The organism is Pseudenhygromyxa sp. WMMC2535 (assembly GCF_011083025.2).
The window spans coordinates 6,344,891-6,370,809 of sequence record NZ_JABJWV010000001.1 but is presented as its reverse complement, the minus strand read 5'-3'; the positions used below and the strand labels follow the sequence as shown (position 1 = coordinate 6,370,809).

The window sequence follows — 25,919 nt, the reverse complement described above, 5'->3', positions numbered from 1 at the left end:
ATCTGGCACCAAGCCCCCCCGAGTCGCAGTGCGCGCACCAAACAGTCTTCTTTCAGTGACACGAGCTCGGTTCCCAAGCCTCGAACATCGAATCCGAAATCGCGCACATCAACCCACGCGCGCACAGACCACGAGAACAAAGGGTGCCCGCCATGCGACGCAGCAGGGCCGAGAGCGCCAGCCCTCGGCCCTGCTGCTGCGCGACGACATCGCGCAGCTAGTTGCAACGCGCCTCCGCCTCGTCCACGCAAGGAGTCGGTATCCCATAAATCAGCTCGAGAAACTCATCACAAGTGAGGCTGCCCAGGCACTGATTCCACGCCGCCTCTTTTTCGAAGCAGTCCTCATCCGTGATATTGAGAAAAGGCTCGAGGCAGTCATCGATACATTCTGGATACTCGCCAGCGCAAATCTCGAAGGTCTCACATAGCGCGGAGCAGGCCGCGAGCGCCTCCTCTTCGAGGCCCTCGTCCTCCTCGGTGTCCGTATTTTCTCCGCCGCTGCTCTCACCGCCGCCGCTGCTCTCACCGCCGCCGCTGCTCTCACCGCCGTCGCTGCTCTCACCTCCGTCGCTGCTCTCGCAGGCGTCCTCACAGGGCTCACACTCGAACTGCCCGCCGAAGCCGCTGCCCGAGTCGACGCACGTGCAGCTCACCATGACCTCCTCAGCGCAGGCGTCACAGTAGGTCGTCCCGGGACAGACCATCCCCTCGTTACTCCCACAGGTCATGCCGGGCATGACGGTGTCAAATGCGCATTCGAGCTCACCGGAGTCGGTATCACCCTCGCTACCATTTTCGTCTTGCCCTGCGCTCGTCGAGGAATCACTCGAATCAGCCTCGACACATGCAGCGCCCACAGACAGCGAAGCCAGGAAGATCAAAAAACGCACTTGGTTTTTCATGGCTGCTTGTACGAGGGCGAAAGTGATGTATTCGAGAAAAATCGAGTGAGCGCGCCCACTCGCCAACGCCCCGCTCTACACGAGTTTTTCGCGCTGACTGGCAACCAATTTGCTCGTCGGATCCAAAGATGCAGGCTGCAACACCATGTGGTGAATCTCGACGATGGCACGCCGATGCGCCTGACACCTGGCGACTTCGTCGGCAGCACGCGTGTCACGACTCGGTGACTTCGAGCCCAGCCCGAGGCTCGATGCCACCCGCAGGCGAGCAAGCTTCAAAGCGACGCCCGCGGGCTCAGGCAACCGTGCCCGGGCCTGCCTCGCTCGCCTGCGCGCGTCGCTTTGAATCCCCCGACTCCCCCGATTCATCAGGGCGATCCGGGAGCAGCCCGAGGTCCGTGAGCAGCACGTAGGCCGCCGGTCACGGTCACGGTCCGCATGCCCTCGCGGCGGCTGACCTTGCCGTAGCTGCGCGCCTGATCCACGTAGGCCAGCGAGCCAAGGGGCACGCGGCTGCCGTCGCTCAAGGTGATCGACAGGGTCTCGAGGTCGGCGATGGTGTCGCGCTGGAAGCGGTCGAGCTCGACGAAGACCTCGTACTCCTGGCCTCGTAGAGGGTCTCGACGGAGACCCCGGACAGGGCGGCCTTGATCTGGCTGGCCACGTCCGAGCCGGTCAGGCCCGGCGTGCCCACGCCGGCGGCCGGTGCTCCCCGGGCAACTCGAGCTGAATTCATGCGTTTGGAGTTCCTACACGCCTCGCCGGTCGAGTAGGATGGGGTGGTGCGCCGACTCAAGCCGTCGAAGGTCTGCGTTGTCGTCTCGATCCTGCTCTCGTGCTCGCGCGATCAGGCTGGGGCCGGCGGACACGGGCAGAAGGCGTCGGCGAGCCCGGAGCAGGTGGTGGTGCCCGCGGCGCTCACCAACATCTGGATCGCCCACGTCGACGGGCGTGAGGCGTCGATCGAGCTCCCGCTCGCGGCGAAGTCCGCCGCAGATTTGCCGATCCAGCTCCGACGGGAGCGCGACTCTGCGCAGGCCTTGGGGTCGGAGGCGACCGAGCGCTGGCTCTCGTGTCTGCGCGGGCAGGTCCCTGTGGATCTCGGCCGGCGCTTGCCCAAGGAGTTCTCTCCGGGCGGCGTGGTGAGGCTGGCTCACCTCGGCGTCACTCGGGGCGTCGACGTACGCGCGCTGAGTGCCCGCTGCGAGCGGGGGACGATGGTCGTCGAACTCGAGCTGCCTGAGGATCTCGAGCTCCCGCGTGACGCGGAGGGCGTCGGGAGCGGGGCGTCCTCTTTTGCGCTCGTGCTCGTGGCCGAGGCGTCCGGGGCCGGGCCGCTCCAGCCAGCTCAGCCCGTCGAGGCCGTGAGCAGACCCGAGGCGATCGCGGCGGTGTTGCGCGCAGACTTCGAGCGCGCGCGCGTCCGCGAGGAGCAGCGCCTGGGCGGGCGCTTCGACCTCGACGAGGATCTGGCGAACAGCGACGCGGCCAGCCTGGACGAGTTCTTCGCCATGAACGTCGGCGTCCACGTCTCCTGGCCGGTGCCCTCCGGGGGGATCGTGGCCGTGGCCGACGTCCGCAGACAATTCTCGGGGTTGTCGGCGGCGGGGCACGAGCTCCAGGTGGTCTACGCGCTGCAGCAGGGGGGGGGGAGGTGCGGCGTGTCATGGAGCCCATGCTCGTGGACGCGGCCGAGTTCGAACAGGACACCCAGATCCTGGGTCACATCGATCTCGAGGGCGACGGAGACGCCGAGCTCCTCATGAGGGTCGTCCGTCACGACGCGACCGATGCCGAGTCCATGGACGAGATCCTCGCCCGCGAGCCGCGAGAGTGGTTCATCCTCGCGCGTCGAGATCGCGAGAGCGGGCACATCACGCTCGTCGATCTTACAAACGAGGGGCCTCCCGCCCGCATCGGCGTCGATCCTGGCTTCGATCGCTCCGGGACGCCCTGAGGGGGCGTCCGGGGGGAGCCGGCACGTTCAGAGCTCGCAGATGGGGAACTGGGGCGTCTCGATGTCGATGACCCCGCGCTTGCGAACGAGGCCACAGACCCCATCTGCGCTCCGTGCTCGGCAGGTGGGAGAGCCCTCGGCCTTACCCGGACGAGCCCAGCCCGAGGCTCGATGTCGGCGAGCAAGCTTCAAAGCGAGAGGGCAGCGGGCGGGCTCGAGTGCCCGCGCGCTGCCCTCTCGTTTGGGCCGCTTGAATCGACGCCCGCGGGCTCAGGCGACCGCGCCCGGGCCTGCCTCGGTCGCCTGCGCACCTCGCTTTGAATCCCCCGACTCCCCCGATTCATCGGGGCGATCCGGGAGCAGCCCGAGGTCCGTGAGCAGCACGTAGGCCGCCGGGAGCAGGACCAAGACGAGCACGGTGCTGGCCGCGAGCCCAAACACGATGCTCGAGGCCACGGGGATCAGCATCTGCGCCTGACGGCTGGACTCGAACATCAGCGGCACGAGGCCGGCGATGGTCGTCGCCGAGGTCAAGAGCACGGCGCGGAAGCGGTCCCGGCTGGCGCTGCAGGCCGCGGCGATCGGCGTGAGCCCCTCGCTGCGCGCCTTCTTGATGAAGATCATCAGCAAGATCGAGTCGTTGACGACGATCCCGGCGAGCGAGACGAAGCCGAGGATCGCCTGGGAGCTGAGCGTCGAACCGATCAGCAGGTTGCCCGCGACCACGCCCACGAAGGCGAAGGGGATCGCCAGCATCACGAGCACGGGCTCGAGGTAGGTGCGCAGCTGGAGGCTGAGGACCACGAAGATCGCCGCGAGCCCGAGCACGGCCCCGCGGATCATCGATCCCATGGTCTCGGCCGAGGACTCGAGCTCGCCGCCGATCGTGAACTCGAGGTCCGGGTAGTCGGCCTGGAGCTTGGGCAGGTACTCGTCGGAGAACTGGTCCATGAGCACGTCGAGCTCGAGCTGGTCGCGGTCGAGGCCGCCGGTCACGGTCACGGTCCGCATGCCCTCGCGGCGGCTGACCTTGCCGTAGCTGCGCGCCTGATCCACGTAGGCCAGCGAGCCCAGAGGCACGCGGCTGCCGTCGCTCAAGGTGATCGACAGGGTCTCGAGGTCGGCGATGGTGTCGCGCTGGAAGCGGTCGAGCTCGACGAAGACCTCGTACTCCTGGCTGTCCTCGTAGAGGGTCTCGACGGAGACCCCGGACAGGGCGGCCTTGATCTGGCTGGCCACGTCCGAGCCGGTCAGGCCCGGCGTGCCCACGCCAGCGCGCAAGCGCACGCGGACCTGGGCGGTACCGAGCTCGAGGTCGTCGGCCAGGTCGGTGACCGCCCCAAACTGACCGAAGTACTCCTTGACCTCCTCGGCGACCTCGTCGAGGCGCTCGAGCTCGCCGCCTTGGATGCGCAGCTCGACGGCGTTGCCCGCCGGGCCGCGTCGACCGCCAGCGCCGAAGTTGGCGGCGACGGCGTTGGGCACCGGGCCCAGGGTCTCGCGCCAGGCCGCGGTGAAGTCGGTCAAGGTCGTGGTCCGCTCCTCGACGCTGAGCAGGTCGAGGCTGATCGTCGCCAGGTGCGGGCCAGAGCTGTCGACGTCGGAGTTGTAGTTGAAGCGGACCGTGGCGTTGCGGACCAGGTCCTGGCCGCCAGGCTGCTCGCCCTCGAGGCTGTCCGAGACCTCGCGGGCCGCAGCGACGATCCGCTCGGCCTCGCGCTTGGTCGCGTCGAGGGAGGTCCCCGCAGGCATCTCGAGCCGGACCTCGACGACGTCGCCCTCGGTGTCCGGGAAGGCGCGGTAGCGCAGCTTCCCGCCCTGCACGGCCCCGAGCGAGACCAGGAAGAGCGCGATCGCCAGGCTCACGGCGGCGTAGCGGTGGCGGACGCCAAAGTCCACGACCCGCCCGAGGCCGCGCTCGCGCAGGGCCTCGAAGCCGGCGTCGAAGCGCTGGCGCAGCTTGCCCTCGTGCTCGCGCTTGCGCAGCGAGTGGCCGAGGTGGTTGGGCAGGATCAAGAAGGCCTCGACCAGGCTCATGGCCAGGACCGCGATCAGGACCATGGGGATGACCTGGAGGGTCCGACCGATCGGGCCGTCGATGGCCGAGAGCGGCACGAACACGCAGATCGTCGTGGCGAAGGACGAGAGCACGCCGCCGGCGACCTCGCTGACGCCCTCGACGGCCGCCTGCATCGGCGTCCGACCTGCACGCAGCCGGGTCGCTACGTTCTCGGACAGCACGATCGCGTCGTCCATCAGCAGGCCGATGGCGATGAGCAAGCCCATCATCGTCATCATGTTGAGGGTCTGCCCGGTCTCGGACATCACCCACAGCGCGCTGAGGAAGGACACCGGGACCCCGGCCGCGACCCAGAAGGCCAGGCGCAGGTCGAAGAACAGCCACAGGGTCAAGAACACCAGCAGCAGGCCCTGGACGCCATTTTCCAGCAACAGCGCCAGGCGCTCCTCGATCACCGAGGTCGTGTCGCTGGTGATCGTGAAGATCACCCCGTCGGGCTTGACCGCCTCCTGCTCGGCGATGAACTTCTCGACGGCCGCGAACACCTCGAGGCTGTCCTCGGTGCTAGCCTTGCTGACCACGAGCATGCCCGCGCGCTCGCCGTTGAGGTAGGTCTGCTCCTCCTCGACGGAGAACGCGTCCTCGACGGCCGCGATGTCCCCGAGCAAGACCTCGGCCCCGTTCTCGCCGGTGGTCACGACGATGCTGCGCAGCTGGGTGGGGGTGACCCGCTTGTCGTCGTAGCGGACCAGCATGGTCCGCCCGCGCATCTCGAGCTCGCCCAGGGGGGTGTCGAGGCTCTGGGCCGAGATCGCCGAGGCGACGCTGGAGATGTCGAGGCTGTAACGGGCGAGGGCGGCCTCGTCGACGGAGATCTGCAGGCGGTGGTCCGAGAAGCCCGCGATGCTGACCTGGGTGATCTCGTCGTAGGCGAGCAGCCGCCGCTTGAGGCGCTCGAGGTAGAGCTCGAGGTCCTGGCCGGACATCGGCCCGGTGACGGCGACGGTGACCACGCTCCGCGTCCGCGTGCGCTCCGTGACCGTGGGCTCGTCCATATCGCTGGGGAAGTCGGAGATCGTGTCGACGGCCGACTGGATCTCCGTCAGCATCGACTCGACCTCCTCGCCGTCGGCGATCTCGACGGAGACCGTGGCCGAGCCCTCGCGCGCCTCGGCGGTGATCGCCTCGACGCCCTCGAGACCGCCGAGCACGTCCTCGATGCGCGCGACCACGGTCTCGTCCATGGTCTCGGCGTCGGCCCCCGAGTAGGAGGCGCGGACCTGGATCACGTCGGCCTCGAACTCCGGGTAGGTCTCGCGCTGGAGCTTGGGCAGGGCGAGCAGGCCGATCAGCAGCAGCGCGGCCATCAACAAGTTGGCCGCCGTGGGGTGCCGAGCGAAGTAGGCGATCACTGGGCGTCTCCCTCGGCGCCGCCAGCAGCAGCGGCCTCGGTCTTCGCCGCGTCGGCCTCGGCGGCGCCGCCAGCAGCCTCGGTGGCAGCCTCGGCGTCGGCGTCCGCCTCTGCCTCTGCCTCGGGCGCCGCGACGAGCTCGGCGAGGCGCGCGGTCTCGAATTCGTCGACGGTCGGATCCACGCGCATCCCGTCCACCGCCGGGACGATCTCGCTGATGATCACCTGATCCCCGGCGGCGATGCCCGTGGCCACGCAGACGAAGGACTCCTGACTCCAGTCGATCTCGATCTCGCGGACCTCGAGGCGGCTGTCGGCGTCGACGACGTAGACCTGCCCCTCGTGGACGGCCTCGATAGGCAGCGCGAGGCAGCCGGGCTTGGGCTCGCCGACGAACTCCACCGACACGTGCATGCCCGAGCTCAGGCGGACGTCGCGGGAGCCAGCGCGGCGCTGGCTACGATCGATCTCGACGACCACCCCCGAGGTCCGCGTGAGCGGATCGACCCCGGCGAAGCGACCGAAGCGGGCCGGCCAGGACGCGTCGACCCCCGTCATGCGCAGGCGAACGGTGGGGTGGACGTACTCGGCGATGCGGCTGATCCAGCCGCCGCGCCGCCGCGTAGTAGTGCTCGCGGCCTGGTCGCCAGAGGCACCCTCGGCCCCGGCGGGCGCGTCTCGTGTCCCCGCGGGCGCGTCTCGTGTCCCAGCGGGCGCGTCCTGTGTCCCCCCGGGCGCGTCCTCGGGGGGCGGCTGGGCCCCCTCCTCGCCCTCGGGCGGCGGGCCCTCGCCCTCGGCCGGCGGTGTCTCGGCCCCGCTCCCCTGCCCGCTCTCGCTCGTCCGCGTAGGCGGCTCGGGGGGATCGGGCAAGAGCGGATCGATGCCGCCGATGGGCAGCCGCGCCGTGACCTCGAGGACGTCGAGTCCCTCGCCAACCACGAGCACCTGCGAGGCCGACACGGTCTGCCCGGTGGTCACGTTGAGCTCGCTGATCCGCATGGTGAAGGGCGCGACGATCTTCGTGCGCGAGAGGTCGAGCTCGGCCCCGGTCACCCCCGCGTTGACCTCCTCGAGCTGCGCCGCGAGGATCCGCCGCTCGGCCGGCAGCTCGGCGAGGGTGTTCTTCAGCGAGATCACCGACTTCTCCGCGCTGAGCACCGCCGACTCGGCGGTCTCGACCTCGCTGAGCGCGGCGTTGCCCTGGCGGTAGAGCGTCTGGGTGCGCTCGAGCTCCTTGTTGACGAGGGCGAGGACCTTCTGCTCGACCTCGAGGCTGGCCTTGGTGCTCTTCTCGCGCACCTCGAGCTCGTAGATCTGCGCCTTGACGCCCTTGGCGCTGGCCACGGTGCGCTTCTTCTCGAGCTCGAGCTCCTCGGGGTCGATCTCGAAGAGCACCGTGCCCTCGCGGATCAGCCGGCCGACCTGGAGATCCGAGTCCATCTCGATGATCGTCCCGCCGACCTCGGCCATGCCCTCCCAGCTGCGCGCGGCCTCGACCTCGCCGTAGCCGGTCACGCGGGGCACGGCCTCGGTCTCCTGGACCTCGATGATCCGGACCGACTGGCCGCGGTCGCCCTGACCCTGGGCGCGCGGTCGCTCCTCGGCTTTGCTGAGCCACAGGTAGAGGCCGAGGCCGATGCCAGTGAGTCCTACGAAGGTGATCGTGCGGATGAGCGGAGAGTCGGATCGTGGCATCGTAAGAAGTCTGAAGTGTCCCTGGTGCGCGCGGTGAAGGCACGAACTACGTGTAAACTCGCAGTAAAGGCGCCAAATCGCCGCGCTTCGGTGTTCGCGCGACTCTCCTTGGCCAGCCGCGCCAAGGGCGATAACGTGCGCTTCGTCCATGCAGGTCGACCGATCTCGCTTTTTGGTCCTCGCGGCCTCCCTGGCAGCGGCGGCGTGCAATCAGCGAGAACCCGCGTCGAGCCCGGACACGGGCGGCGCCGAGCCGGCCGGCGGCGCCGAGCCGGCCGGCGGCGAGGTGCAGGATCCCAGCGCGGGCTCGCCTCGGGTCTGGGTCGAGAGCGAGCCCGGGGCCGCGGCGTATCGTCAGGACGGGGAGGTCTGCGACAACAACAGCGGCGCGAACCTCGACTGCCGCTCGCTCTCCGCCCCATCGGCCCACTGCGAGAGCTTCGACTCGACCTATCGCCTGTGCCAGTCCTTCTCGAGCATCCTCCGGCCCCGCCCCGCCGAGGCCGCGGTTGGCTGCATGCTCGACGCCGGCGGGAGCGAGCGGATCTGCAACTGGGAGATCTGGCAGCAATGCACCAACGCCGGCCTGCAGGCCACCTGCGTCGACGCGAAGACCCGCCACCAGTGCGAGACCATCAGCTCGAGCTGCGGCGGCAGCCTCGACACCTTCAGCTGTCAGCAGGGGCTCTCGGCCGTGCAGCCGAGCAAGTCCCAGAGCCTGGCGAGCTGCATCCAAGAATTTTGTGAGGTCCCCATGTGCATCTCGGACCTCGGCTTTTACTGACCGCTCGCCCGCGACTCGACGCGACTCCAGGCCCCCTCAGGCGAACCCAGACACCGGGTGCGCTCAGGGCCGTACGACACCCCTGAGAGCCCGCGTGGACCCGCCTGAGCCCGCTTCGCTGTCATCGGCGCGCGCCAGCGCCCTGACCCTCGCCCCTCGCCAGCGCGCGGCTATGATGCCATCCTCATGTCCCTCGTCGCTCTGTTCAAGCGCCCAGGCCCCAGCGGATTCGGCTACAGCTCCACCGCGGAGCAGGTCACCGAGGGCGTCGACGCAACCGGCAAGACCTTCCTGGTCACCGGGGCCAACAGCGGCCTCGGCCTCGAGACCACGCGCGTGCTCAGCCTCCGCGGCGCCCACGTGATCGCGGCCGCGCGGACCGTCGCCAAGGCCAAGGCCGCTCTCGACGAGCTCGGCGTGGCCGGCACCCCCGTGGCCTGCGAGCTGTCCGAGCCGGCCTCGGTCCGCGCCTGCGTCGAGGCCGTGCGCGACACCGGCCGCAGCCTCGACGGCATCATCGCCAACGCCGGCGTCATGGCCCTCCCCGAGCTCCAGCAAAAGTACGGCTTCGAGCTTCAGTTCCTCACCAATCACATCGGGCACTTCATCCTGGTCACGGGCCTGCTCGGGCTGCTGACTCCGCGCGGTCGCGTGGTCATGCTCAGCAGCAGCGCGCACACCCAGGCGCCCCCCGAGGGCATCCAGTTCGACAACCTCTCGGGCGCCCGCGACTACAAGCCGTGGGTCGCCTACGGCCAGTCCAAGCTCGCCAACATGCTCTTCGCGCGCCAGCTCGCCAAGCGCCTGCCCGCCGGCCAGACCGCCAACGCCGTCCACCCCGGGGTCATCCCCACCAACCTCGGGCGCCACGTCAATCCGGTGTTCATGAGCCTGTTCCGCGCCTCCCGCAGGCTCTTCCTCAAGACCATCCCCCAGGGCGCGGCGACCCAGTGCTACGTCGCCCTCAACCCCGGCGCCGCCGAGATCAGCGGGGAGTACTTCGCCGACTGCAACGTGGCCGAGTCCAGCCCCCAGGGCCGCGACATGGCCGTGGCCGAGCAGCTTTGGGCCAAGAGCGAGGAGATCGTCGCCAAGCTGTGACATCCCCGGCCGGCCGAAATCGCCCCGCGCCCTCGAGCCCTCGCGGCGGTGACCACGGGCTGCGGGCCGGCTATCGTGAGCCATGCGCCGTATCTGGCCGCTCCCCCTGTTCTCCCTCGTCCTCGTCCTCGGCTGCCAACCTGGAGACGCCGAGAGCGAAGACGAGGGCAGCTCGGACGAAGACTCGAGCACCACCTACGGCGACGAGACCGGCGGCTCCGAGGACAGCGAGTCCGAGTCCAGCTCCGACAGCGAGAGCGGCGAGACCGAGACCGGCTCCGACAGCGAGAGCACCGAGACCGAGACCGGCTCCGACAGCGAGACCGAGACCGAGACCGAGACCGAGACCGGCTCGGAGACCGACTCCGGCACCGACACGGGGGACGAGGGATTCGCCGCGGTCCTCGGAGACTGCGAGCCGCTCCTCACGGAGCTCGAGTCTCCCCTGCCCTCGCTCTACACCTTCCACCTCGACTTCGCCGACGATCCCTACGACGAGGGGGACCTCCCGCTGCTCAGCGAGGGCGCCCAGACCATCTTGACCAACCCCAACGCCGGGGGCAGCTCCACGGTCAGCGAGGCCTTCGCCTACGAATTCCTCGACCGCTGCGCCGACGCGACGCTGCTCAAGATCGAGACCGAGATCGAGTATCTCCCCGAGGACAGCAAGAAGACCGACTTTTTGATCGGCCTCGACGCCTACCAGGTCGGCGTCAGCGTGACCCGGGCCGTGGGCTACCCGCCCGAGGACCCTTACCCCGAGAGCCAGGCCGCGGGGCTGATCGAGGACAAGCTCGACGACATCCTGATCAGCTCGGCCAACGTCGTGGAGGCCGACGCGTGGATCAAGCAGATCCTCGTGGTCATGGCCTACGCCGACATGCACGCCACGCTGATCGCCGACGCCTGGGCGGCTCTCGACGCCGAGACCAAGGCGGACACCGTGGTCTATGTCGTGATCACCGACGGCGAGGACACCCCGGTCTACTTCGACTGAGCCCGTGACCAACCCCTACCCGCGACCGCCGGCTTGGGCCCACGAGATCGCCAGCGTCGGCGTGACCGGGACCAAGGGCAAGAGCTCGACCACGCACTTCGTGGCCGCCGCCCTGGCTGCGGATCCCCGCGCCGAGGGACCCACCGCCCGGGTGACCACCGTAGGCGCGGCCCTGCTCGGCCCGCGCAACGAAGCGGGCGAGGAGCTCGAGGCGCCCCCGGCCGACCACGCCGCCTTCCTGACCTTCCTGGCCCGGCTGCATCGCGCCGGCGGCCGGCGAGCGGCCATCGAGGCGACCTCCGCCACCCTCGGCCTCGGCTTCGCCCGGGCGTGGCCGTTTCGCGTGGGCGTGTTCACCAACCTCGGCCACGATCACCTGCGCACCCACGGCAGCGTCGAGCACTACCTCGCCTCCAAGGCCCAGCTCTTCTTGGCCCTCCCCCCGGGCGGCAGCGCCGTGCTCAACGCCGGCGACCCCAACGCCGCGCTGATCGCCGAGGTCCTGCCCCAGGGCGTGCGCGCGCTGTGGTTCGCCGGGCCCGGGCGCGCCGAGGACCGAGCCGTGGATCTACGCGTCCGCGCCCTGAGCCACGACTGGTCGGGCCTGCGCGTCGAGCTGGAGGCCCGCGGCCTCGACCTGCCGCCGCGCCTGATCCTGCGCAGCCTCGCGGCCGTCCAGGCCGAGAACGCCGCCGCCGCCCTGCTCGCCGCCGTGGCCCTGGGCGTCCCCGCCGCCTGCGCCGCCGGGGCCATCGCCACCTCCACACCACCGCCGGGGCGCTTCGAGCCTGTCCCCGGCCCAGCCGGCGGCCCGCGGGTGATCGTCGACTACGCCCACACCCCCGAGGCCCTCCGCGCCGTCCTCACAAGCGCCCGCGCGCTGTGCAAGGGCCGGGTGTGCCTCGTCGTCGGCGCTGGAGGAGACACCGACCCCAGCAAGCGCGCTCCGCTCGCGCGCGCGGCGTCCCTCGCCGACGAGCTCGTGCTGACCAGCGACAACCCGCGCAACGAAGACCCCAAGGCGATCGTCGATGACCTGTGTCGCGGCCTGCCCTCGGCGCACCCCCGCCGCGTCGAGCTCGACCGCGAGCGAGCCATCCACGACGCGATCGCCCGCAGCCAGCCCGAAGATCTGGTGTTGATCGCCGGCAAGGGCCACGAGCGAACCCAGCTGATCGCGGGCGAGGTGCTGCCCTTTTGCGATCGCGAGGTCGCCGGTCGAGCGCTGGCCGAGCGCGGCTGAGCCCAGCGCCGCCCGTGCACCCCGCCTGGAGTTGGGGCACCATCGGGGCAGGAGGAGCACCCCCATGCCTACCGCTGCGCGCAATCGAGAGGTCGCCAAGAAGCGAGCCAAGAAGACAGCTGCCAAGAAGACAGCCGCCAAAAAGCGAGCCAAGCCGGCTGCCAAGAAGAAAGCCGTCAAGAAGAAGGCCGCCCAAAAGGCGCCTGCCAAGAAGAAAGCTGCCAAGAAGACAGCCGCCCAAAAGACCACGACAAACAACAAAGCCTCAAAAGAGCGCACCGCGCAAAGTGGCACTAAAAACGCCACAAAGAAGAAGCGTTCCAGGCGGAATCTCCGGTCAACGCCGAGCGCGCCGGGAGACTTCGCTGGCTTTGGCCCCGGCCTATTCGAATTCCTCGCCGAGCTCTCGGTCAATAACGACCGCGAGTGGTTCGCCGCCAACAAAGCCCGCTACGAGGAGCAGGTCCGCGGCCCAGCCCTGGCCTTCATCCGCGCCATGGCCCCCGAGATTCGCGCGATCAGCCCGCACATGACCGCCATCGACAAAAAGGTCGGCGGCTCGCTGATGCGCATTCATCGCGACGTCCGCTTCTCGGGCGACAAGTCCCCCTACAAGACCAACCTCGGCATCCAATTTCGCCACGCCGCGGGCAAGGACGTGCACGCTCCGGGCTTTTATTTCCACGTCGACACCGAGGGTGTGTTCTTGGGCGCGGGGGCCTGGCACCCCGACCGCGAGGCCCTCGCGGCGATCCGCGCGAAGATCAGCGACCGCGCCAAGGCCTGGGTCGCAGCTCGCGACGCGTCGGCATTTCGCGCACACTGGAGCCTGGCCGGAGAGAGCCTGTCGCGCGCCCCCCGGGGCTACGATCCCGCGCATCCGATGATCGAGGATCTAAAGCGTAAGGATCACCTCGCCAAGTGCGACCTGAGCCTCGCCGATCTCATGAGCCCGCGCGCCGTCGAGCGCGTCGCCGAGCGCTACGCCGCCAGCAAGCGCTACATGGCCTTCTTGTGCGCGGCCATGGACGTACCTTTTTGAGGCCGCGCCCGGTCACCGAGGTCGGGTCGCTACCCCCCGCGACGGCTGGCGACCCGAGCCTCGATTTGAATTGCACGACTCGCTCGGCAGTTGGACAATGAGGTCATTCGCGAGTTGGTGTGAGCGACGAATCTACGAAAACCGAGCCCCACATGTTGGGGTCCATCAGCCTGGCGATCATCGACGCGCTTCACAACCGCGACGCCCTGCTCGCCGACTTCCCGCGCAGGCACGAGCTCGACAAGATCGAGCCCGACCAGCCCTACCCCCTGTCCTTCTACCTCGAGCTGTGTGACTACCTCGAGCAGCGCCTCGGCGTGTACGCGTTCATGCGCGCGGGTCGACGCATGGCCAAGGTCGTCATGGACACCACATTCCCGCCGGAGATCGAGACCATCCCCGACGCCATCGCCCACGCCCAGGTCGGCCACGAGAGCCTGTGCAAGCCGGCGATCGGCAAGTTCGAGCTGGTCGAGTCACGCCCGGGCTTCGTCGCCGTGCGCTACACCGCGAGCTTCAACTGCATCTTGCAAGAGGGGCTGTTCTACGAGGTCGCGCTGCGCTACGGGGCCGAGGACGCCTCGGTCGCCCACGCCGAGTGCCGTCGCAAGGGCGCCGACGCCTGCCGCTTCGAGATCCGCTACCGCGCCGAGGGCTGAGCATGGCCGACCCTCGACCGCACGCGGCCAGCGATCATCTGGCGATCAAAGCCTCGTCCCCCGCACGCGGCCTACGCTTCGCGGGCTCGCGGGCGGTGCTCCACAGCCACGTCACCGCCGACATGCTGCGCCGGCAGCTGATCCAGCAGGTCGGTGAGCCCCTCGCCCGGGCGATCGTCGCCCAGGCCGGGCGCCAGGCCGGCTTCCACGACGCCCAGCTGCTCTCCCAGGAGCTCGCCTTCGCCAGCCCGCGCGCGGCCGTGGAGGCCCAGCTCGAGGTCCTCGCCGCCAGCGGCTACGGCCGCTTCGAGCTCCAGGCCCTCGAGCTCGAGGCCAAGGGTCACGACGCCGAGCACACCTACATGCACGTGCGCTGCTTCGGCTCGCCCGAGGCCGAGAGCCAGCTGCGCCTGTTTGGCCGCGCCAAGCTCCCCGCGTGCTGGCACCTGGTCGGCTACTCCACGGGCTGGATCACCGCGGTGACCGGCGAGCAGCTGCTGACCATCGAGAGCCGCTGCGTGGCCCGGGGCGACGATCACTGCGAGTTCGAGACCCTGCCCTACGCGGACTTCGTCGGCCCCGAGGCGCGATTTTGGAAGCGGGTGTTCGAGGACACCAGCACCAGCTTGACCCAGGTGCTCTCCGATCAGCTGGCCGAGGAGCGCGCCCTGGTCCGCGAGCAAGAGCAGGCCATCGAGCGCCTGACCGCGCCGCTGCTCCAGGTCGCCGACGGCATCTTGGTCGTGCCGATCATCGGGACCCTCGACGACGGGCGCATGCGCAGCATCACCGAGAAGCTGCTCCAGGCGATCGCCGCCCAGGCCACGCGCGGCGTCATCCTCGACGTCACGGGCATGATGGAGGAGAGCGACAGCCGCTGCGGGCAGGTCGAGGGCATCCGCCACCTGATGAGCATGGCTCGCTCCACCCGCCTGCTCGGCGCCGAGCTGGTCATGACCGGCATCTCCCGGGCCCTCGCCCGCGCTCTGGTCGATCATCAGATCGACATCGTCGGCCTGCGCACCTGCCAGACCCTGCAAGACGGCATCCGCCACCTTCAGGCGCGGCGCTGAGCCCCGAGCCGCGAGCCTGCGCTCGCCTGCTCGGGGCCGGCCTCGCGCTCACTCCCCAGCGGTCGCCGGGACCAGGGTCTTGCACGCCTCGAGGGCGCAGTTGGCCGCGGCCTCCTCGACGCCGAAGGAGCCCGCGCCACACATGACGAAGTGATCGCCCACGACCTTGCCGACCTCCACGGACCACATGGTGTCGCCCAGGGGGATCACCCACGAGTGCTTGACGGTGTAGCCCTCGTCGGTCTTGTCCTTGACCGGGAACTGGTCGTCCTTGTTGCCCGAGGGCCCGGTCGTGTTCTTGAACATCTCCTCGACGATCGTGTCGGTCTTCGCGTGGCGGTAGAGCTCGATCTCCACGCCGCAGGCGTCCTCCGCGTCGATGTTGACGGTGTCGGCCACCTCGCCGCCGCCGTCCTCGAGCTCGCCCAGCTTGGCGCCCTCGGGGACCTTCAGGGTCACGCCCCACGGCTCGATCGCCATGTCGACCATGGCCGGGGCCTTGGGGGCCTCCTCGACCGGCTCCTCCGCGGGCGCCTCGGCGTCCTTGCCGGCCTCGGCCTTCGCGGGCTCGTCGGCCTTCTTCGCGTCCTCGGCGGGCTTGTCCTCGGACTTGCCGCAGGCCACGAGCATCGCGCAGGAGAGCAGCAAAGATGAGAGAATTCGCGTTGTGCGCATGGGGCAGGATCTGCCACCGAATACATGAACAGGTCAATTGAAAATGCGCATGATTCACGATTGATCGTGGAGAGCCATCGCACTCCCGCAGATCGGGCGAGCGCGACGGCTCCCGCTCGCACCCAGACCGGATCCAGACCCAAGCTAGGCCCAAGCTAGGCCCGAGCCTCGGCGAGCACCTTGCCGATGTCCGCCGCGAGCTCCTCGTCGGGCTCTTCTTCGGCGGCCCGCTCGAGCAGCTCGCTGACCTGCTCGAGGCTGTCGCCCCAGGCCGAGAGCACCCGCAGCGCGCCGCGGCGCACCCGGGTCACCGGCGAGCGCAGGGCCGCGGCGATCAGCTCGACGCCGCGCCCGGGCTTGTCGACCAGGGCGTGGACGACCACGAGCAGGGTGTCGTGGACGTCGAACTCCGGGCCCAGGCCGGTCTCTTCGGCCGGACCCGTGGCGATCTCCTCGAGGGGCAGGTTGGCCATGGCCAGGCTCAGCACCGTCTCGAAGCGCTCGGGGTCCTCGGTCTGGACCAGGCGAAACCACGAGGGCGAGCGACAGGGGTCGGCCTCGACGCGGTGCAGGTGGTGCGGCCAGGCGTCGATGCCCAGCAGCTGCGCGGCGGCGTCGGCCTGGTGGAAGCGGCCGGGGTCCTCGGCCTCGAGGCCCTCGAGCACCTGCGGGCGCCACTCGGAGCGCTCGGCCGTCTGCGCACACATGTCGAGGACGCTGCTGCGGATCTCCAGCGTCCAGCCGAGCTCGCGCAGGGTCTCGTCCTCCTCGAGGTCGTCGCCCACGGGGCCGATGAACTCGCGCAGCTGCTCGGCGACCAGCAGGTGGCGCAGGTCCAAGCTGCGGTGCGCGGGCCTGCGGCTGAGGTGGCGCAGGTAGGCCTCGGCGGCCTGCGGGGCCTGCTGGTAGTCCTCGATGTCCTCGGCCGGTCCGCCGTTGAGCATGGCCGCGAACAGGCCCGCGGCGCCGTCGAGCAGCGCGTCGTCGACGATGTCGGCCTCGAGCGCGCCGACGAGGTCCCCGGACACCGCGCAGGTGTGGGCCAGGTACTCGTCCATGATCTCGTTGTGGTAGCCCTCGCGCAGCATCCAGCCGCGAATCTCGGGATCGACGGTGTCGGCCAGGCGCTCGACCGCGTGGATCCGACCCCAGCCGCGGACGCTGCGGGCGAGCTGCCACAGCGCGTGCTCGGGGTCGTCGACGGTCCCGGCGATCGCCACCGCCGCGTAGAGCGTGAACTCCTCGTGGCGCCCGATGGTCAGCAAGGTCTCGCGCTCGTCGCAGCCGACGAGCACGCCGATCATGCTGATGCCGACCTTGACGATCTCGCGGTCGGGGGCGCGCTGGACCAGCAGCAAGGCGAGCTCGTGGAAGCGGTCCGGGTCGAGCTCGCCGCCCGAGACGAGCTCCGAGAGCACGTCGTCGAGGACCCCGAGCACGGGCGCGCGGACGAGCAGCCGGGTGAGGTGCGCGAGGTTGGCCGGAGAGGACTCGGCCAGCAGGTCGCGCAGCGCCTTGACGATCTGCTTGGCGCGCAGGCGCTCATCGTCGGCCTGGGCGTGGTGACCCATGACCCCGTCGAGGGCCCCCGCCGCCCAGCGCAGCCCGCCCTTGCGGTGCTGCTCGTCGTCCGAGAGGGAGATCTCGGTCAGCGGCGCCTCGGCGTCCAGCCCCTCGGCTGCCTGGCGGACCTGCTCGTAGATCGCCGGACGACCCTCCCAGACCTGATCGGCCTCCAGGCTCTCGACGTCCCAAGGTTTCGCTTGCGGCGAAGACATGCGCATCAAAGTGGCCCGCGCTGCGGGCCCCAGGCCGTCGAGGTTGCGGCTTTTCGCAGCCGCCGGCAAGGCTGGCCGCCTGTGAGGGCACCGTGCACGACGCGTGAGCCAGACCGCTCGGCGGGTGTACAGCTGAACGCCACCACAGATCGCCGCAGATCCCCGTGCTCGCTAGCGCAGGCCCAGGACGGCGAGGGCCAGGCATATTTGGCCCAGGTAGTAGGCTGGCAGACCGCACAGGCGATTGAAGAATTCCTCGCGGACGAAGCGATCACGCGCGACGAAGAGATCGGACAGATAAAACGACAGCGCGCCGATCAACAGCAGATGCGAGGCCCCCGCCCACCAGGCGCCCACCGCGAGGGCGAGCATCGTCGAGATCACCACGATGTAGGCCAGGACCGGACCTCGCATGGCAGTGTCCAGTCCGGGCCGCAGCCAGCGCTCGATCAGGGACGCGCATGCGAGCAGTGGTGGGACCATGGTCAGCGCGACGCTGGCGTCGACGCCGTAGCGCCAAAACGCGAGGCAGTAGGCGACGTGCCCGAGCAAGAAGGCGACGAGGCCGCCGAGGAAGGCCGGGCGCGCGCGGCTGAGCAGGCAGGCGTCGCCGACCCACGACAGGCACAGGCCAACGAAGAGCCAGCGGCTCCAGCCGTGGTCGAGCGCTCCGACGGCGTGGGCCGTCAGCAAAAACCCCGTCGACGCGATCAGCTTGGTCACCGCGATCGCGACGGACCAGCGGCGCTGCTCTGCCCACAGGTGCAGCCCGAGCGCCACGAGTGTCATCGCAACCCAGATCTCGGCGAGGGTCGAAGCCATGGCCGAGCCTATCAGGATCCAGGCAGATCCAGGCGGCCCGGCGGCCCGCGGTGCAACTCGTGGGCGTGTAGGATCTGGCGTGGCCTCGCTCCCGCTCCATGAAGCCCGCGTCGACTTCCCCCGCCTGCGCGCCGACATCGAGGCGCTCTCCGCCATCGGGCGCCAGAGCGATCGCAGCATCTCCCGGCGCGCCTTCAGCCCCGCCGACATGCAGGCCCGCGCGTGGCTGCGAGAGCGCATCGAAGACGCGGGCCTCGAGGCCCACCAAGACGGCGCCGCCAACCTCCACGCGCGCCTGGGCTGGGACGGCAGCCCGAGCGTGATGGTCGGCTCGCACATCGACACCGTCCCCAGCGGCGGGCCGCTCGACGGGGCCCTCGGCGTGCTCGTCGGGCTCGAGTGTCTACGCCGGCTGCGGGAGCTCGACTACCCGCTGAAGCACCCGCTCGAGAGCGTGGCCTTCAGCGACGAGGAGGGCCGCTTCGGCGGGCTGCTGGGCTCGCAGGCGATCGCCGGCCAGCTCAGCCCGGGCAAGCTGCACAAGGCCCGCGACCTCGAGGGCGTCAGCCTCGTCGAGGCCATGGCCGCCCACGGCCTCGACGCCATGGACGCCCTCCAGGCCCGGCGCCGGCCCGAGTCGCTGCTCGCTTACCTCGAGCTGCACATCGAGCAGGGCCCCGTGCTCGAGCGCCGCGGCGCGACCATCGGCGTGGTCGAGGCGATCACCGGGCTGTTCAAGTGGGAGATCCGCATGCTCGGCACCCCCAACCACGCCGGGACCACGCCCATGGACATGCGCAACGACGCCTTCACCGGCGTCGTCGAATTCGCGGCCGCGCTCCCGCGCCTGCTCGACGAGAACGGCTCTCCGCAAAGCCGCGCGACCATCGGCCGCGTCGAGCTCCAGCCCGGCTCGGCCAACACCGTCCCCGGCGCGGCGATCTGCTCGCTCGACGTCCGCGATCCCGATCCCCAGATCCTGCGCGAGCTCGCCGAGGCCATGCGCCGCTCGCTCTCGGCCATCGCCCGCCGCCACGGCCTGATGTTCGAGTTCGAGGTGCTCAGCCAGATCGAGCCGGTGGCCTGCGATCCCGGCCTCGTCGATCGCATCGACGCCGCCGCCGAGTCCCTCGACTATCGCAAGTTGCGCATGCCCAGCGGCGCCGTTCATGACGCGCAGATCATGGCCAAGCTGACCCGCGTGGGCATGATCTTCGTGCCCAGCTTGCAGGGCATGAGCCACTCGGCGGCGGAGTGGACGGCGTGGGAGGACATCGAGGCCGGAGCCAACGTCGCCCTGCGCGTGCTCGCGGAGCTCGCCTGCGCGATCCATACTCCAGCATCGTGAGCGCAGATCAGCCCCCCTCCCCCGACTCGAGCGAGCGCCCCGAGGACGGCCTCGGCGAGAGCGAGGCCGCCTTCGAGGCCTACGTCGATCGCAACTTCGACCCCAACGTGGTCGAGGCCGATCCCCTCGTCGGTCACTACCGCGAGACGATCGCCGACAGCGAGCGCCCGCGCGCCTCCGTGGCCCACCGCCACGCCGCGCTCTTGTGCATCGACATGCAGTACCTCGACGCGGCCCGCGACTGCGGCGTGTTCGCGCCGGGCCGCCCCGAGGCCGCCTCGCCCGAGGCCCAGGACTATTACTTCGAGCGCCTCGAGCGGGTCGTGCTGCCCAACGTCCACGCGCTCCAGACCTGCTTTCGCGCCAACGGCCTCGAGGTCATCCACGCCCGCATCCAGTCGCTGACCCGCGACGGCCGCGAGCGCAGCCCCGGGCACAAGCGCCTCGAGCTCCACGCCCCGCCGGGCTCCAAGGAGGCCGAGTTCCTGCCCGAGGTCGCGCCCCAGGGCGACGAGATCATCATCAACAAGACCGCCAGCGGCCTGTTCACCTCGACCAACGCCCGCTACCTCCTGTCCAACCTGGGGATCACCGCGCTCTACGTGGTCGGCGTCTACACCAACGAGTGCGTGTCGACCACGGTCCGCGACGGCTGCGACCTCGGCTTCGACATCACGCTGATCGAGGACGGCTGCGCCACGGTCAGCCGCAAGCTCCAGCGCAACGCGATCACCGTGCTCGAGGATCGCTACGCCCGGGTGCGGACCGCCGCCGAGGTGATCGACGAGGTCTCGAGCTCGCGGGTCCAGCCAGCCGCCCGCTGAGCCCGGCTCTCCCCTCCCCCCGCTCTCCCCTCCCCCCGCTCGGCGCGACCTCGACCGCGCGAACAAAAACGACGCGCGCCGGCCGAGCCTGCGCGCGTCGTTTTTTGTCGCCAGACCTCGAGCTCAGGGCGCCGCGGGGACGCGCGGGACCTGGGCCACGAACTCCTGGTGGAGGATCTGCAGCCCGAGCACGTGGTTGATCAAGATGTCCTCCCGGACCCCGCTCGCGCGGTCGTCGGCCGAGGTCTTGGCGCTGCGCTCGAACAGCGCCGTGGTCCGGTCCACGTCGAAGATCCCCGCCTCGGCGAGGGCGTCGCGCGAGGCGTGGCGCTCGATCAGCGAGTCGACGGCCGCGCGCTTGATCGGATCGGTGTTGCTCGGCGGAGCCATGAACGCGAACTTCTCGCGCTCGTAGAGCACCTTGGGCAAGATCCCGCGCATGGCCTCGCGCAGCACCCACTTCTCGGTCGCGCCGTGGACCCGGTACTCCGGCGGGATCATCCGCGCGAACTCGGCAACGTGGTGATCCAGGAACGCCGGCCGCGACTCCATGGAGTTGGCCATGTCGACGCGGTCGCCACCCCAGGTCAGGATCTGGCCCTCGAGCATGGTCTTGATCCACGTGTACTGCACGCGATCGAGCAGGTGGCGGCCCTCGAGCTGGGCGGGGTCGATGCGCGCGGCGATCTCCGCGAGCGGATCGTAGTCGGCAAGCTCCTCGCGCAGGGCCGGGGCCAGCAGCGGGCGCGCCTGGGCCAGGGTCAGCATCCACGGCTGGATCCACGAGGGCGTGAACCCGACCAGCTCGTTCCAGGCCGCGTGCTCGGTCTGCTGCTCGGCGAGGATCGCCCCCTCGAACACCTTGTTGCTGGCCTGCATCTTGGTGCGCAGCTCGTCGAAGCCCGCGCTGTGCTCCCCGAGTTCGCGGGCCCCGTGCAGGAACAGGTCCTTCTTGAAGAAGGGGTAACCGGTGAACAGCTCGTCGCTGCCTTCGCCGGTGATCACGGTCTTGTAGCCGGACTCGCGCACGCGCCGGCTCATGTGCCACTTGGCCACGGACAAGGTGTTGTAGAAGGTCCGCTCGGCGTGCCAGACCACCCGCGAGAAGTAGCCGCCGTAGAGCTCGCGGGCGCGCAGGTGGAGGACCTCCTGCTCGGCCCCGGTCGCCCTCGCCATCTCGGCGGCGATCGACGACTCGTCGTAGGCGTCGTCGTCGAAGCTGATCGTGTAGGCCTTGACCGGCGACTGCTGCATGGCCGTAGCCATGCCGAGGATCGAGCACGAGTCGATGCCGCCGGACAGGTAGCAGCCCACGGGCACGTCGGCCTCGAGGCGCACGCGCACGGCGTCGACCAGGCGATCGCGGGTCCCGGTGATCCACTCCTGCGACCCGCCGTGGCCGCTGCGCTCCTTGGCCGAGGGGAAGTTCACGTCCCAGTAGATCCGCTCGTCACGCTCGAGGCGACCGTCGCCGCCGCGCCGGAAGATCAGCATGTGCCCGGGACGGACGGCCTCGATGCCCTCGAAGGCGGTGCTCCCCGGGACCATGGTCTGCATCAGCTGGTGCAGGGCCGCGCGGTGATCGAGGCGCCGGGGCACCTCGGGGTGACGCAGCACCGCCTTGACCTCGGAGCCCCAGTAGACCGCGCGCTCGGTCTGGTGGATGTACAGCGGCTTGACCCCGAAGCGGTCGCGGACCAGGACCAGGCGCTGCTCGACGGCGTCCCACAGCGCGAAGGCAAACTCCCCGCGCAGGTGCTCGACGAAGTCGAGGCCGTGGCGGCGGTAGAGCGCCAGGGCGATCTCGGCGTCGGTCTTGGTCGCAAAGCGCTCGCCTTCGCAGCACAGCCGCGCGCGGATCGCCTTGAAGTCATAAAACTCGCTGTTGCTCGTGAGCAGGACCTTGCCGTCGGCCGTGGACAGCGGCTGGTCGCCGGTGTGCAGGTCGATGATCGTCAGCCGGGTGTGGCCCATGGCCAGCCCGGTCTGCGGATCGAGGTGCTGACCGCGGCCGTCGGGGCCGCGGTGCTCGAGCAGGTCCATCATCGCGCCGAGGTTGGCGCGGGCGTGCGCCTCGAGACCCTCGGGGCGCCAATAACCAACGATTCCACACATAGTCGCTCGTCTTTCTGTCGAATGTCGAATGTCGAAGCGCGCAGCGATCGGCGCTCAGGAGGCCAGGTAGTGGACCCCGGCTGGCACCCGATCGATGGCGCCCAGCAAGCTGATCAAGACGGCCTGGCGCAGGAACACCGCGCCGGCCGCCTGGGCGAAGTAGAGGTTGTGCTCGGTGTCGTCGAGGCTGACGTCGAGCTCGGCCTTGCGCGCCAGCGGGTGCAGGACCACGGCCTTGGCCGCGAAGGGGCTGTCCCCGCGCAGCGAGAAGCGCTGGTCGAGCTCTTCATAGCTGCCGCCGAGCAAGGCGATGGAGTTCATGTAGATCGCGTCGAGGCTGGGCAGGACCTCGTCGAGGCCCGAGCTCGAGATCTCGAGCTCGACCTCGCTGGCGGCCACGGCCGCGACCAGGCTGTCGTCGAGCGGGCGCGCGCTCTCGCTGAGCAGGCTGATCTTGGCCACGGCGTGGGGCTGGGCCAGGGCGAGCAGCAAGAAGCTGCGCACCGCTCGCATGCTCGCCGGCGTGCCGATGATGCCCAGGTGCAGGCGCCGGTCGGCGGCGAGGCCGAGGTCCATGAGCTCCGGCCGCCACTTGAACAGGCAGTACCAGTCGAGCAGCGCCTGGGTCGGGTGCTCGCCGGTGCCGTTGCCGGCGTTGAGCAGCGGGCGGGTCAAGTTGGTGCGGATCTCGTCGAGGGCGCTGACCCGGGGGTGGCGCATGACCACCAGATCCCCGTAGCTGTTGAACATCTCGCCGATGTCGGCCAGCGACTCGCCCTTGGCCACGCCCGTGACCTTGCCGTCCGGGACGCTGAGCACCCGGGCGTCGAGGCGGGCGGCCGCGCTCTCGAAGGACAGGCGCGTGCGCGTGCTGGCCTCGAAGAAGGCGGTGATGATCAGCTTGCCGGCCAGCGGGCGGTGGCGAGCGATCTCGGTCAGCTCGAGCAGGGCCGCGAACTTGCACAGCTCGTGGATTGTGGCCAGGTCGAGGTCACCGACCTCGAGCAGGCTGCGCCCGGCCAGGGCCTCGAGCCGCTCGAAGTCGATCTTGTTGGCGCCGGCGGCCAGCAGCGCCCGCGGATCGAGCACCCGCCCCTTGCTGTTGAGGGCCCTCGCGGGCCTGGGCAACTTCACCATAGTTCGTCGTCCTTCCAGTCTCGCACCAGCAGCACGAGCAAGATCGAGATGCCCAGGACGCACACGCCCAGGCCGACATAGATCAGCGCGGCGATCAGCGACGCGGAGAACTGGGTCATGGCGCGGCCTCCGGCTCGGCCAGGGCGTCGCGGTCAGTCAGCGCCGACCACTCGAAGTCCTCGCGCGGGGCGAGCTTGGTGCCGATTGCGACGACGACCAGCGAGACGCTCGTCCCGACCAGCGCGCCGGTGTACCAGCCCACGAACAGATAGCAGCCCAGGCCGACCAGGCTCCCGACGATCATCCCCCAGGTCGCCGCCCGCGGGTTGGCGCGGCGCCAGTAGAGGCCCGCGAGGATCGGCCAGATCGTGCTCCCGACCAGCGGCCCGGCGAAGAAGAGCACCGTGGCCAGGGTGCCGACCTTGGGCAGGCACAGCAGCCAGGTCAGCACGCCGAGGCCGACGATCGCCCACGCCGCGTGGCGGCGCTGGTGACCGAGGTCGCTGCGCCCGCGCAGGACAAGCCCGTGGATCACGTCGTGGACCACCAGGTCGGAGGTCGCCGCCAGCAGGCTGTCGATGCTCGAGGCCAGCGAGGCGAACACGACCACGAACACCAAGACCGCGCCGGCGCTGCCGAGCAGCTCCGCGGCGAGCAGCGGGCCGACCATGTCGGGGCGGACGATGGGCACGTCCAGGCTCGCCGCCGCCAGGCCCAGGAAGCCGGCGAGGATCGGCACCGGCAACCAGATCAGCCCAGCCAGGGCGTAGGCGCGCTGACCCACGCCCTCGCGCATGGCCAGCGCCCGGCTCCACCACACGTTGCTATGAAAAATCTCGCCGAGGCCGAAGAGCAGCCCGTTGAACACGGACATCAGCGCGGCCGGGAAGAGCACGTCGAGCAGCGCCGGGCGCGAGTCGAGCAGCGCCGCGTGGACGGCCTGAGGATCGACGCGAGCGAGCACCGCGATCACGACCACGACCACGCCCACGAGCACGATCAGGCTCTGGATGAAGTCGGTGCCGATCACCGCGTGCAGACCCCCGACCACGGTGTAGCCGACGCAGACCGCCAAGATCACGGTCATGCCGAGGTGGTAGGGGATCCCCGCCAGGGCCTCGAGCAGCAGCCCGCCGGCCATGCCCATGGAGACCAGCCAGGTCAGCGCGTAGAAGAGCGAGATGATCAGGAAGACCACCCACGCGGTCTTGCCGAAGCGCAGGCGCACGAACTCGGCGCTGGTGTAGCCCTGGGGCATCAGCGCGCGGATCCGCTTGGCCATGGGCGCGAAGAGCAGCAGGCCGATGGACGCCGTAGCGTAGGAGAGCATGCCCCACACGCCCATCTCGAGGGCGAGCTGCGGGGCGAGCATGGTGGTGTTGGAGGTGATCCAGGTCGCGACCGCCGTGGCCGCGCCGAGGGCGAGGCCGACGTTGCGGTTGGCGAGCATGAAGCCGTCGAGGGACGCGCCCTTGCGGCCCCACCACCAGCCGAGCGCCAGCCACAGCAGCGCGAAGCCGGCGATCAGCGCCCAGCCCAGGCTTGGAGACAAGATCGCGACGCGGCTATCCATGACTCAACACCCCTCTCCTTCGGATCCACCAGCTCCACCGCCATCAGTCCCACCGGCCGTCCTGGACGAGACCAGCACCGTGCCCGCGGTGGCCACGAAGACCAGCGCCCCGAGGCCAAAGAGCGCCAGCGCCAGGCGCAGGTCGTGGTGCGCGACGACCAGGACCTGCGCCTCGGACCACTCGCTCCACTGGTTTTGGCCGTGTTTTTGGTCCTGGCCCTCCGCCCACGGCCGGCCGCGGACGCGAAACCAGCTGCGACCGTCGAGGCGGCCCGAGACGTACCAGCTCGGCATCGTCCCGCGGTAGCGCAGCGTCGGCGCCGAGAACTCCGGCGAGCCCGACTCCTGGAGCTCGTACTCGTAGACGTCCCCCTCCCCCTCCCCCTCCTCGTCGCGAGCGAGCGCCCAGCGCAGCAGCGCCGCGCCGTTGCCCGACTCCAGCGTGGCCTCTCCGACCATCTGGGGCGCCTCCGGAGCCGAGGCGGGATCAGGGCGCGGCGCCGCGCCTGCGCTCGCGCCGGGCAGGCAGATCGAGCACAGCAGCGCCGCAATGGCGAAGCCGGGCCACGTCGAGAGAGATCGACGGGCCCCGATTGGGGACGTTGCGCGCATTGGAGTCGCGTGGGGCGCTGACGCGCGGCGCGACCGCGAAGAGCAGGCGCCACACTCGACTCGACACGATCCGCGCCAAGCCGTGCCTCCTGATAACATTTGGGCGCTGCCGGCTCAAATGGCGGCGCCGCGTCGGCGAGGTCTCAGCG

Annotated in this window: 24 protein-coding genes; 11 read left to right on the top strand and 13 right to left on the bottom strand. The window is 69.9% G+C overall.

Going from position 1 to position 25,919, the window contains the following annotated elements; all coding sequences use genetic code 11:
* Nucleotides 1-217: 217 nt before the first annotated feature.
* From G6O69_RS24680 to G6O69_RS24670, 3 genes are all read right to left on the bottom strand, one after another.
* Complete coding sequence (locus G6O69_RS24680) at nucleotides 218-730, bottom strand: hypothetical protein (RefSeq protein ID WP_176397064.1); 513 nt, start codon at nucleotides 728-730, stop codon at nucleotides 218-220.
* Between the two features lie 542 nt (nucleotides 731-1,272).
* A complete protein-coding gene (locus G6O69_RS24675; protein ID WP_346017154.1) occupies nucleotides 1,273-1,461 on the bottom strand; it encodes a hypothetical protein in 189 nt (62 codons plus the stop codon).
* Nucleotides 1,428-1,640 carry a hypothetical protein gene (locus G6O69_RS24670; RefSeq protein WP_176397063.1) on the bottom strand — a complete coding sequence of 71 codons (213 nt, stop codon included), beginning with the start codon at nucleotides 1,638-1,640 and terminating at the stop codon, nucleotides 1,428-1,430. The genes G6O69_RS24675 and G6O69_RS24670 overlap by 34 nt, the downstream gene beginning before the upstream one ends.
* A gap of 46 nt (nucleotides 1,641-1,686) precedes the next feature.
* Here G6O69_RS24670 and G6O69_RS24665 point away from each other — a divergent pair, with 46 nt between their 5' ends.
* Nucleotides 1,687-2,670: a hypothetical protein gene (locus G6O69_RS24665; RefSeq protein ID WP_172305961.1), complete on the top strand. Its 984-nt coding sequence runs from the start codon at nucleotides 1,687-1,689 to the stop codon at nucleotides 2,668-2,670.
* Nucleotides 2,667-2,861 (top strand): hypothetical protein, encoded by a 195-nt coding sequence (locus tag G6O69_RS24660; protein ID WP_172305960.1) that lies wholly within the window; start codon nucleotides 2,667-2,669, stop codon nucleotides 2,859-2,861. Before G6O69_RS24665 ends, G6O69_RS24660 begins: the two co-directional genes overlap by 4 nt.
* Nucleotides 2,862-3,131: 270 nt before the next feature.
* Here the strand turns inward: G6O69_RS24660 and G6O69_RS24655 are convergent, their stop codons facing one another.
* Together G6O69_RS24655 and G6O69_RS24650 are read right to left on the bottom strand one after the other, a co-directional pair.
* Nucleotides 3,132-6,293: an efflux RND transporter permease subunit gene (locus tag G6O69_RS24655; protein WP_172305959.1), complete on the bottom strand. Its 3,162-nt coding sequence runs from the start codon at nucleotides 6,291-6,293 to the stop codon at nucleotides 3,132-3,134.
* Entirely contained in the window at nucleotides 6,290-7,987 is a 1,698-nt protein-coding gene (locus G6O69_RS24650; protein WP_172305958.1) for a hypothetical protein, read from the bottom strand. Before G6O69_RS24650 ends, G6O69_RS24655 begins: the two co-directional genes overlap by 4 nt.
* Before the next feature lie 148 nt (nucleotides 7,988-8,135).
* Here G6O69_RS24650 and G6O69_RS24645 point away from each other — a divergent pair, with 148 nt between their 5' ends.
* From G6O69_RS24645 to G6O69_RS24615, 7 genes are all read left to right on the top strand, one after another.
* Nucleotides 8,136-8,771 (top strand): hypothetical protein, encoded by a 636-nt coding sequence (locus G6O69_RS24645; protein WP_172305957.1) that lies wholly within the window; start codon nucleotides 8,136-8,138, stop codon nucleotides 8,769-8,771.
* Nucleotides 8,772-8,957: 186 nt separating this feature from the next.
* Nucleotides 8,958-9,872, top strand: coding sequence for an SDR family oxidoreductase (locus tag G6O69_RS24640; protein WP_172305956.1), 915 nt, complete (start codon nucleotides 8,958-8,960; stop codon nucleotides 9,870-9,872).
* 82 nt (nucleotides 9,873-9,954) lie between these two features.
* Complete coding sequence (locus G6O69_RS24635) at nucleotides 9,955-10,869, top strand: hypothetical protein (protein ID WP_172305955.1); 915 nt, start codon at nucleotides 9,955-9,957, stop codon at nucleotides 10,867-10,869.
* 4 nt (nucleotides 10,870-10,873) lie between these two features.
* Entirely contained in the window at nucleotides 10,874-12,112 is a 1,239-nt protein-coding gene (gene murE / locus G6O69_RS24630) for a UDP-N-acetylmuramyl-tripeptide synthetase (RefSeq protein ID WP_172305954.1), read from the top strand.
* A 64-nt stretch (nucleotides 12,113-12,176) separates the two neighbouring features.
* Nucleotides 12,177-13,154: a DUF2461 domain-containing protein gene (locus G6O69_RS24625; protein ID WP_217909906.1), complete on the top strand. Its 978-nt coding sequence runs from the start codon at nucleotides 12,177-12,179 to the stop codon at nucleotides 13,152-13,154.
* Between the two features lie 152 nt (nucleotides 13,155-13,306).
* Nucleotides 13,307-13,813 carry a hypothetical protein gene (locus G6O69_RS24620; protein WP_172305953.1) on the top strand — a complete coding sequence of 169 codons (507 nt, stop codon included), beginning with the start codon at nucleotides 13,307-13,309 and terminating at the stop codon, nucleotides 13,811-13,813.
* Between the two features lie 2 nt (nucleotides 13,814-13,815).
* Nucleotides 13,816-14,886, top strand: coding sequence for a XylR N-terminal domain-containing protein (locus G6O69_RS24615; protein WP_172305952.1), 1,071 nt, complete (start codon nucleotides 13,816-13,818; stop codon nucleotides 14,884-14,886).
* A 48-nt stretch (nucleotides 14,887-14,934) separates the two neighbouring features.
* Here G6O69_RS24615 and G6O69_RS24610 read toward each other — a convergent pair whose 3' ends face one another.
* The 3 genes from G6O69_RS24610 to G6O69_RS24600 all read right to left on the bottom strand — a co-directional run bounded on the left by G6O69_RS24610 (nucleotide 14,935) and on the right by G6O69_RS24600 (nucleotide 18,161).
* Nucleotides 14,935-15,561 (bottom strand): hypothetical protein, encoded by a 627-nt coding sequence (locus tag G6O69_RS24610; protein WP_176397062.1) that lies wholly within the window; start codon nucleotides 15,559-15,561, stop codon nucleotides 14,935-14,937.
* A gap of 155 nt (nucleotides 15,562-15,716) precedes the next feature.
* Entirely contained in the window at nucleotides 15,717-17,339 is a 1,623-nt protein-coding gene (locus G6O69_RS24605) for a hypothetical protein (protein ID WP_172305951.1), read from the bottom strand.
* Nucleotides 17,340-17,510: 171 nt separating this feature from the next.
* Nucleotides 17,511-18,161: a lysoplasmalogenase gene (locus G6O69_RS24600; RefSeq protein ID WP_172305950.1), complete on the bottom strand. Its 651-nt coding sequence runs from the start codon at nucleotides 18,159-18,161 to the stop codon at nucleotides 17,511-17,513.
* Between G6O69_RS24600 and G6O69_RS24595 the strand changes: the two genes are divergently transcribed.
* Nucleotides 18,160-19,509, top strand: a complete 1,350-nt coding sequence (locus G6O69_RS24595; RefSeq protein ID WP_172305949.1) for a Zn-dependent hydrolase — start codon at nucleotides 18,160-18,162, stop codon at nucleotides 19,507-19,509. The genes G6O69_RS24600 and G6O69_RS24595 overlap by 2 nt on opposite strands.
* A gap of 149 nt (nucleotides 19,510-19,658) precedes the next feature.
* A complete protein-coding gene (locus tag G6O69_RS24590; protein ID WP_346017153.1) occupies nucleotides 19,659-20,333 on the top strand; it encodes an isochorismatase family cysteine hydrolase in 675 nt (224 codons plus the stop codon).
* A 123-nt stretch (nucleotides 20,334-20,456) separates the two neighbouring features.
* On the opposite strand, the gene asnB is transcribed toward G6O69_RS24590, so the two are convergent.
* The 5 genes from asnB to G6O69_RS24570 are packed head-to-tail and all read right to left on the bottom strand — an operon-like array spanning nucleotide 20,457 to nucleotide 25,770.
* The gene (gene asnB / locus G6O69_RS24585) at nucleotides 20,457-22,448 is read right to left on the bottom strand and encodes an asparagine synthase (glutamine-hydrolyzing) (RefSeq protein WP_172305948.1); all 1,992 of its coding nucleotides are present in this window, start codon (nucleotides 22,446-22,448) and stop codon (nucleotides 20,457-20,459) included.
* A gap of 54 nt (nucleotides 22,449-22,502) precedes the next feature.
* On the bottom strand, nucleotides 22,503-23,585 hold the full coding sequence (locus tag G6O69_RS24580; protein ID WP_172305947.1) for an aspartate carbamoyltransferase: 1,083 nt from the start codon (nucleotides 23,583-23,585) through the stop codon (nucleotides 22,503-22,505).
* On the bottom strand, nucleotides 23,579-23,704 hold the full coding sequence (locus G6O69_RS40545; RefSeq protein WP_255215869.1) for a hypothetical protein: 126 nt from the start codon (nucleotides 23,702-23,704) through the stop codon (nucleotides 23,579-23,581). Before G6O69_RS40545 ends, G6O69_RS24580 begins: the two co-directional genes overlap by 7 nt.
* Complete coding sequence (locus G6O69_RS24575) at nucleotides 23,701-25,158, bottom strand: urea transporter (RefSeq protein WP_172305946.1); 1,458 nt, start codon at nucleotides 25,156-25,158, stop codon at nucleotides 23,701-23,703. The genes G6O69_RS40545 and G6O69_RS24575 overlap by 4 nt, the downstream gene beginning before the upstream one ends.
* Nucleotides 25,159-25,161: 3 nt before the next feature.
* Nucleotides 25,162-25,770 (bottom strand): hypothetical protein, encoded by a 609-nt coding sequence (locus G6O69_RS24570; protein ID WP_176397061.1) that lies wholly within the window; start codon nucleotides 25,768-25,770, stop codon nucleotides 25,162-25,164.
* Nucleotides 25,771-25,919: the final 149 nt, after the last annotated feature.